Source organism: Streptomyces griseoflavus, from assembly GCF_014649995.1.
Taxonomy (GTDB): domain Bacteria; phylum Actinomycetota; class Actinomycetes; order Streptomycetales; family Streptomycetaceae; genus Streptomyces; species Streptomyces griseoflavus.
In genome coordinates this window covers 242,706-250,661 of sequence record NZ_BMUC01000002.1, presented here as the reverse complement: position 1 = coordinate 250,661, position 7,956 = coordinate 242,706, and the positions used below count along the sequence as shown (strand labels likewise).

Here is a 7,956-nt window from a genome sequence, read left to right as displayed (position 1 = left end):
GGGCGCCGTGAGGGTCGGGAGCCGCCGTGCCGTGGGAGGTGCCGTGCTCCGCCGTGTGGCCGTACCAGCCGTCCCCGTACGCACCCTGCGCCCCGTACGGCTGCCCGCCGTACGAGGTGCCCTGGTCGCCGACGCCGTAGGCGCCGGACTCGCGCTCGGGGCGCAGCGCGGTCACGCCGTGGCCCTGCCCACCACCGGGGCGAGCCCCGTCGACCTCGCCACCGCGTCCTCGTCCCCGCACTCCGTCAGCCAGTTGGCCAGCATCCGGTGGCCGTGCTCGGTCAGCACCGACTCGGGATGGAACTGCACGCCTTCGACCGCGAGTTCACGGTGCCTCAGCCCCATCACGATGCCGTCCGGCGTGCGGGCCGTGACCTCCAGCTCCGCGGGGACCGTGGCCGGCTCGGCGGCCAGCGAGTGGTAGCGGGTCGCCGTGAAGGGTGACGGCAGGCCGGCGAAGACACCCTTGCCCTCGTGCGTCACCGGCGAGGTCTTGCCGTGCAGCAGCTCGGGTGCGCGGTTCACCACGCCTCCGTAGGCCACCTGCATCGACTGCATGCCGAGACAGACGCCGAAGACCGGCACACCGGTCGACGCGCAGTGCCGCACCATGTCCACGCACACCCCGGCCTCTTCGGGGGTGCCGGGCCCGGGGGACAGCAGTACCCCGTCGAAGCCGTCCTGGGCGTGCTCCGTCGACACCTCGTCGTTGCGCAGGACCTCGCACTCGGCGCCCAGCTGGTACAGGTACTGGACCAGGTTGAAGACGAAGCTGTCGTAGTTGTCGACGACGAGAATGCGCGCGCTCACTGGTTGTCCACCGTCACATCGTTGAAGGGCAGCAGCGGCTCGGCCCACGGGAAGACGTACTGGAAGAGGACATAGACCACGGCGGTGATCAGCACCAGTGAGATGAGAGCCCGCACCCATCCATTGCCCGGTAGATGCCGCCAGATCCAGCTGTACATGCCGTCCCTTCCGTCGTACCACGGCATCAGACCCACGCCGTACGCCAACAGACTAACGGCGTGACCCCTCCGGTTTCAGGCGTCCGCGAGCTGTGCGAAGTCCGTGCGAGCCCGGCCGCGCGTACCCATCTGTACGCGCCCCAGGGCCGATCGCCTCGATGTCCGGGCATGTTCCACGTGAAACATCGGCCGGGGGAGCGGCCACGGGCGAGGGGGCCGCTAGTTGACGGGCTCGGCGTAGTGCAGGTCCACCGTGCCCGCATAGCCGGGCAGCGTCACCGTGCCCTCGTCCTCGACCTTCCAGCCGAGGCCGTAGACGTTGACGTACACCATGTAGTTCTGGATCGCCGGCGAGGCCGCGAGCGCCTTCTTCAGCTTCTCCGGGTCCCCGACCGCCGTGATCTTGTACGGCGGTGAGTAGACGCGGCCCTGGAGGATCAGGGTGTTGCCCACACAGCGCACGGCACTGGTGGAGATCAGTCGCTGGTCCATGACCTTGATGCCCTCGGCGCCGCCCTGCCACATCGCGTTCACCACGGCCTGGAGGTCCTGCTGGTGGATGACCAGGTAGTCCGGCTGGGGCTCGGGGTAGCCGGGGAGCTTCGCGGTGGCGTCCGGCGGGGCGTCGTTCAGGGTGACCGTGACCGCCTCGCCCTTGAGTTTCTGCGTGCCGGCGCGCTCCTCCAGGGCGGCGAGCCTGTCGTCCTCCGCCGCGGTGCTGCCGTCGTCGCGCTCGGCGAGGGACTCGATGTCCCCGCGCAGCGCGCCGTTGGATTCCTCGAGCTCACCGTTCTTGCGGCTGCGCTCGTGGATCAGGTCGGAGAGCTTCAGCAGCGACGCGTCCGTGCGGATGTTCGTGCCCTTGGCGGTGTCGAAGCTGGTGAAGAAGATGAGTCCCGCCAGAGCGAAGACACCCGCGGTGAGGATCCGCACCGGCCGGAAACGGCGTCGCCGGGCCGGACTGGATCCCGGTCCGGGAAAGTCGGCAGAATTGCTCAACGTACCCTTATCTCCTTCGGCGCCGCGGAAGCACTACGCTAACGGACGCCCGGGGGAGCGCTCAGAGTCCCCTTGTACGCTGCTCCGAGCCCGACCCAGTTCCCTGCGCGGCCACGCAGCGCATCGACAGGAGAGACTCTCGTGCCGAAGTCACGTATCCGCAAGAAGGCCGACTACACGCCGCCGCCGGCCAAGCAGACGACCGCGCTCAAGCTGACCAACCGCGCCTGGGTCGCGCCGGTGATGCTGGCCCTGTTCCTCATCGGCCTGGCCTGGATCGTCGTGTTCTATGTCACCGACGGTTCGCTGCCCATCGACGCGCTGGGCAACTGGAACATCGTGGTGGGCTTCGGGTTCATCGCCGCCGGATTCGGCGTCTCGACGCAGTGGAAGTAGCGCTCACCGCACGGTGAGCGGAGCCCTGCCCAGAGCTGTCCTCAGCTCTGGGCAGGGCTATCCCCTGAGTTATCCACAGGCCTTGTCCACATGTGGACAGGAAACTCGATCTGTGGATAACCCTTCGAAGGTTGACGCCGGTGTGACAGAAACACCAGCAACCGAAAACCTGTTCGTAAACCGCCTGACCTGCACAAACCAAGGCCGATCAGCTGCCGCACAGGGCCCCGCACACCCTATGCACAAGATCCGCCACCTTCTGTGGACAACTTGTTCCTCAGGTGAGCTGCGCCGTCCTCAGCAGAGTCATCACCACGACAGCGGCCAGCACCAGCGCACAGGTGCCGTACTGCACCAGCGCCCGCCGTTCCCGCGGGGCGTGGACCATGGCGTATCCGATCACCACACCGGCGACAAACCCTCCCAGGTGGGCCTGCCAGGCGATATTGCTCCAGCCGATGGTGATGATCACATTGATGACCAGCAGGGCGACGATCGGCCGCATGTCCTGGTTGAGCCGGCGCATCAGGACGGCCATCGCGCCGAACAGACCGAAGATCGCACCGGACGCGCCGAGCGAGGCCGTGCTCCCCGAGGCCAGTACATAGGTCAGCGCGCTGCCCGCGAGGCCCGAGACCAGATAGAGCGCGAGGAAGCGGGCCCTGCCGAGGGCCTCCTCCAGCGGCCCGCCGAGCCACCACAGACCAAGCATGTTGAAGGCGATGTGCCAGATCTCCTCGTGCGTGAACATCGAGGTGAGGAGGCGGTACCACTCGCCCTGGGCCACTCCCTCCCGGGGCAGGAACGGCTCCGGCGGCCAGACACCCACCAGCACGAGCGGTTCCAGCAGCGACGGCCGGATCTGCACGGCGATGAACACCGCGAGGTTGATGCCCAGGAGGATCTTGGTGAGCAGCCGGGGGTCGGCGGCGACCGTTCCGCCCGCGATCGTGCGGGGCAGGGAGGCGGAGGGCGCGTGGCCGGTGCCCGAGCCGGTGCGGACGCACTCCGGACACTGGAAACCGACCGAGGCGTTGACCATGCACTCCGGGCAGATCGGCCGCTCGCACCGGGTGCAGCGGATACCGGTCTCCCGGTCCGGGTGGCGGTAGCAGACGGGGACGCGCTGGGCGTCCTGAGCGCTGCCGGCAGCCTGGTCGTCCATGGCGTCCCCTAGGTCGTGTGGAAAAGCCCCGCCCCGCCCATCCTTACGGATGAGCGGGGCGATTGGTTCCCTTCGAGGGCTTTCGCACTCAGGGGACGAGGTGCTCAGCCCTCGCGGATCTCGACCGACTCGATCACCACGTCGTTGACGGGGCGGTCGGTGCGCGGGTTGGTCTGCGTCGACGCGATCGTGTCGATGACCTTCTGGCTCGCGGCGTCGGTGACCTCACCGAAAATGGTGTGCTTGCGGTTCAGCCACGCCGTCGGGGAGACGGTGATGAAGAACTGCGAGCCGTTGGTGCCGGGCCCGGCGTTGGCCATCGCCAGCAGGTACGGCTTGTCGAAGCGCAGGTCCGGGTGGAACTCGTCCTCGAACTGGTAGCCGGGACCACCGGTGCCGTTGCCCAGCGGGTCACCGCCCTGGATCATGAAGCCGCTGATCACCCGGTGGAAGACCGTGCCGTCGTAGAGCTTGTCCGTGGACTTCTTCCCGGTCTGGGGATGGGTCCACTCCCGCTCGCCCTTGGCGAGCTCGACGAAGTTCTTGACCGTGATCGGCGCTTGGTTCGGGAAGAGCCGGACCTCGATGTCGCCGTGATTGGTCTTCAGGGTGGCGTGGAGCTGCTCAGCCACGATGTGCCTTCCGTTGTCTTTCCGTGACTCCCTGATCCTCGCACGGACGAGGCGCCCAGTCGCCCGGCCTGCGGACACAGGGGGACAACCGAGCCGATCGGCTTGCCGAAAACGAAGCCGGGTACCCCCCATGAGGGGGGCATGTGACGGCGATCCGTGGCATTGTCGATGACAAGCTCCCGATGTCCTGGATTCATCCGCTATCGCACTCGATACCGCTATCGCTCCATTTCACCGGCACCCGTATGCCTGTCCGCGCATGCCTCACAGCGACCCGGCAGGCATGATCCGTAAAAGGGTGGAAAGTCGAAATACCGTACGCCACCGAGGAGGAGGAACCCGTGACCCGCATCGACAGCGTGCGCGCCGCGACCGGTTCGGCGAAGGACAGCGTGCTGCACGCCGCGGAAGTGGTGGCGCCCTACGCCGACACGGCCAAGGTCAGGGCCGCACACTACGCACAGGAAGCTCGCGTACGGCTGGCGCCCAAGGTGACGCAGGCCGCCGGACAGGCCCGCGTCCAGTACGGCGCCCATGTGCAGCCCTATCTGGAACAGGCACGGACCCATGTGCCACCGAAGGTCGACAAGGCCGCCCACCAGGCGGCCCTCCGCACCCGCACGGCCGCTCGGCAGGCAGCTGACTACTCCCGCCCCGTGATCGAGCAGGCGATGGCCGCAGCCGGCCCCGCGAAGGACGAGGCAGCGGCCCGCAGTGCGGCGGCGCTGGCCGCCTTGCGGGGCCAGGTGTCGGCCCAGCAGATCCAGAAGCTCGTCCGCAAGCAGCAGCGGCGGGCGAAGGCCGGTCGTGCCGCGAGGATGGTCCTGGTGCTGGGCGCCGTGGCCGGTGGCGCCTTCGCCGCCTGGAAGTGGTGGGACAAGCAGGCCAACCCCGACTGGCTGGTGGAGCCGCCCGCCGCGACGGACGTGTCGGACTCGTCCAAGCTCACGTCGGTGGACGGCAGCGACCTGGGCGCGCTCGACCCCGAGGTCGAAGCCAAGGAGGCCGCGGAGGAGGCCGCCAGGCGCGACGAGACCTGACGGGCGACACCACCGCCAACGGCGCGGTGGGGCAGGCGACTTGGATGTCGCCTGCCCCACCGCGCCGTTTCACGTGAAACAGAAACCCCTCCCCCGCGTTCTCGCAGGTGGGAGGGGTTTGCTTGTGGAGCCTAGGGGAGTCGAACCCCTGACATCTGCCATGCAAAGACAGCGCTCTACCAACTGAGCTAAGGCCCCGAAGGAAAGCGTCCACCAGGAAGAACACTTCTCGGCAGGCGCTCGGGACCAGAGTACCGGGTCCCCCCGGGGATTCCGCAAAAAGATGGGGGGTCCCCGTGACCAACCACTCTCCGTAAGATGCTCGGCGTGGTTCGCTACAGCGAACCTCGGTTCATGGGGAAGCGATGGGGAGACGCAATGGACGCCGCACAGCAGGAAGCCACCGCCAGAGCGCGGGAACTGCAGCGGAATTGGTATGGGGAGCCGCTGGGGACGCTCTTCCGTAGGCTCATAGACGACCTGGGTCTCAATCAGGCTCGTCTGGCGGGGGTGCTGGGACTGTCCGCGCCGATGCTGTCGCAGCTGATGAGCGGCCAGCGGGCGAAGATCGGCAATCCCGCGGTGGTCCAGCGGGTACAGCTGCTGCAGGACCTGGCCGGACAGGTCGCCGACGGCAGCGTCAGCGCGGCGGAGGCGACCGAGCGCATGGAGGAGATCAAGAAGTCCCAGGGGGGTTCGGTGCTCAGCAACACCACGCAGACGACCAGCAGTTCGGGGGCTCCCACGGTCAAGCGGGTGGTCCGCGAGATCCAGTCCCTGCTGCGTTCGGTCGCGGCCGCCGGCGACATCATCGACGCCGCCGACACCCTTGCTCCCACCCACCCCGAACTGGCGGAGTTCCTCCGGGTCTACGGCGCCGGCCGTACCTCCGACGCGGTCACGCACTACCAGTCCCACCAGAACTGACCTGCCCGTCCGGCGACCGGTGGGGCCCGGCTGCCGGAGACGCCCGGGATGCCGGGACGGGGGAGCATCACGCGGGCGGGACACGGGGGACACGGGGGGAGTCGTATCGCTCGTGGAGGGGGAGGGACAGGGGGACACCTCAGGGGGAGGAGCGACGCACTGCCATGGGTGAGGTCTTCGCCGGCCGGTACGAACTGGTCGATCCGATCGGACGCGGGGGCGTCGGCGCGGTCTGGCGCGCCTGGGACCACCGCCGTCGCCGTTATGTGGCAGCCAAGGTGCTGCTGCAGAGCGATGCCCACTCACTGCTCCGCTTCGTGCGCGAGCAGGCGCTGCGCATCGATCACCCCCATGTCCTCGCTCCCACCAGCTGGGCCGCCGACGACGACAAGGTCCTGTTCACCATGGACCTGGTCACCGGTGGTTCCCTGGTCCACCTGGTCGGCGACTACGGTCCGCTGCCGCCCGCGTTCGTCTGCACGCTGCTCGACCAGCTGCTGGCAGGGCTGGCCGCGGTGCACGCGGAGGACGTCGTGCACCGTGACGTCAAGCCCGCCAATGTGCTCCTGGAGGCCACCGGTACGGGCAGGCCACGGCTGCGGCTGTCCGACTTCGGCATCGCGATGCGGCTGGGCGAACCCCGGCTGACCGAGACCAATCTGGTGGTGGGTACGCCCGGTTATCTCGCGCCGGAGCAGATGATGGGTGCGGAGCCGGACTTCCCCGCCGACCTGTTCGCCGTGGGTCTGGTGGCGCTGTATCTGCTGGAGGGCGCCAGACCGGACGCCAAGGCCCTCATCCAGTACTTCGCCGACCACGGCACGCCGGGCGCCCCCCAGGGCATCCCTGAGCCGCTGTGGCAGGTCGTGGCCACGCTGCTCCAGCCGGATCCCGCGGCGCGGTTCCGCACGGCGACGGGTGCGCGCAAGGCGCTGGCCGCGGCCGTCGAGCTGCTGCCGGAACCCGGACCCGACGACGAACTGATCGAGATCTTCGACCAACTCGGTCCCCTGCCGCCGGGCTTCGCCGCGGACGGACCGCTGAAGCGGGCCTCGGGTGTGCGGCCGGGCGGGGGCGGTGCGTCCCCGCCCCCGCACGACACCGGCGGGGAGCCGGTCGGCGGTTCCGGTGAGGAGGGGGCACACGGCACCGGCGTGGAGGGGGCCGGGCGAGCGTTCCCCGCCGGGAGTGGCGAGGGCACCGCCTCAGCCGCGTACGGCCGGGGCACGGACGTCACGGGCACCCCCGACGGCTCGGCCCCCGCGCCCGCCCGGCCGGCCGCGGCAGCGGCTTCGGAGACCGGCCCGGGCCACGACACGGGCGGGGAGGGCGCTTCCGGACCCGCCGCTCCACGTCGCAGCGCCGCCTCCCCTGCGACACCGTCCGGGTCCTCCCTGCGGTCCCCCGGCATGTCCGAGACGGGCAGTTTCCCCCTGCCGCCGCCCCGGACCACGGACGCCTCTTCCTCCGTGCCCGCTCCGCCGCTCCCCGCACACGCCCCTCGGGGCCCGCACCGGGACCAGCACGGCCCACCCCACCGGGCGGCCGACGCCGCCCTCTCCGTCTCCCCCCATGATCCGACTCATCCCCTGCGCTCCCCCTTGTCCCGGCCGAGCGCCCGTCACGACGCCTCTACTGCTGAATACACCGCCCGGGCCCCGCGGGTTCCGCATCCGGGCGAAGCGATGTCCGGGCACGGCTCCGCCCAGCCCCGGTCGCACCGCCGGCGCCGCCGCCGGCCCGGCCCTCCGGCGAGGCTGGCCGTCCCCGTCCTGCTCCTGGCCCTCGCCTGCTACGCCGTGGGCTTCTGGGCGCTCACGCGGCTGTGA

The 7,956-nt window shown here is 69.6% G+C and carries 9 protein-coding genes and 1 tRNA gene; 4 read left to right on the top strand and 6 right to left on the bottom strand.

Features of this window, described 5'->3' with window-relative positions; all coding sequences use genetic code 11:
* Positions 1-171: 171 nt before the first annotated feature.
* From IE172_RS06960 to IE172_RS06950, 3 genes are all read right to left on the bottom strand, one after another.
* The gene (locus IE172_RS06960) at positions 172-810 is read right to left on the bottom strand and encodes an aminodeoxychorismate/anthranilate synthase component II (RefSeq protein WP_190096205.1); all 639 of its coding nucleotides are present in this window, start codon (positions 808-810) and stop codon (positions 172-174) included.
* Positions 807-995, bottom strand: coding sequence for a hypothetical protein (locus IE172_RS06955; protein ID WP_190096495.1), 189 nt, complete (start codon positions 993-995; stop codon positions 807-809). The genes IE172_RS06960 and IE172_RS06955 overlap by 4 nt, the downstream gene beginning before the upstream one ends.
* Before the next feature lie 192 nt (positions 996-1,187).
* Entirely contained in the window at positions 1,188-1,967 is a 780-nt protein-coding gene (locus tag IE172_RS06950; protein WP_190096204.1) for a DUF881 domain-containing protein, read from the bottom strand.
* A gap of 141 nt (positions 1,968-2,108) precedes the next feature.
* Between IE172_RS06950 and crgA the strand changes: the two genes are divergently transcribed.
* Complete coding sequence (crgA, locus tag IE172_RS06945; protein WP_030215376.1) at positions 2,109-2,363, top strand: cell division protein CrgA; 255 nt, start codon at positions 2,109-2,111, stop codon at positions 2,361-2,363.
* Positions 2,364-2,640: 277 nt separating this feature from the next.
* Here the strand turns inward: crgA and IE172_RS06940 are convergent, their stop codons facing one another.
* Positions 2,641-3,528, bottom strand: coding sequence for a rhomboid family intramembrane serine protease (locus tag IE172_RS06940; protein WP_190096203.1), 888 nt, complete (start codon positions 3,526-3,528; stop codon positions 2,641-2,643).
* A gap of 104 nt (positions 3,529-3,632) precedes the next feature.
* Complete coding sequence (locus IE172_RS06935; protein ID WP_190096202.1) at positions 3,633-4,160, bottom strand: peptidylprolyl isomerase; 528 nt, start codon at positions 4,158-4,160, stop codon at positions 3,633-3,635.
* Between the two features lie 341 nt (positions 4,161-4,501).
* Between IE172_RS06935 and IE172_RS06930 the strand changes: the two genes are divergently transcribed.
* Complete coding sequence (locus IE172_RS06930) at positions 4,502-5,200, top strand: DUF5324 family protein (protein WP_190096201.1); 699 nt, start codon at positions 4,502-4,504, stop codon at positions 5,198-5,200.
* Positions 5,201-5,325: 125 nt separating this feature from the next.
* Here the strand turns inward: IE172_RS06930 and IE172_RS06925 are convergent.
* A tRNA-Ala gene (locus IE172_RS06925) sits at positions 5,326-5,398 on the bottom strand.
* A 180-nt stretch (positions 5,399-5,578) separates the two neighbouring features.
* Between IE172_RS06925 and IE172_RS06920 the strand changes: the two genes are divergently transcribed.
* Positions 5,579-6,127 (top strand): helix-turn-helix domain-containing protein, encoded by a 549-nt coding sequence (locus IE172_RS06920; protein ID WP_189597896.1) that lies wholly within the window; start codon positions 5,579-5,581, stop codon positions 6,125-6,127.
* A 164-nt stretch (positions 6,128-6,291) separates the two neighbouring features.
* The gene (locus tag IE172_RS06915; RefSeq protein WP_190096200.1) at positions 6,292-7,956 is read left to right on the top strand and encodes a serine/threonine-protein kinase; all 1,665 of its coding nucleotides are present in this window, start codon (positions 6,292-6,294) and stop codon (positions 7,954-7,956) included.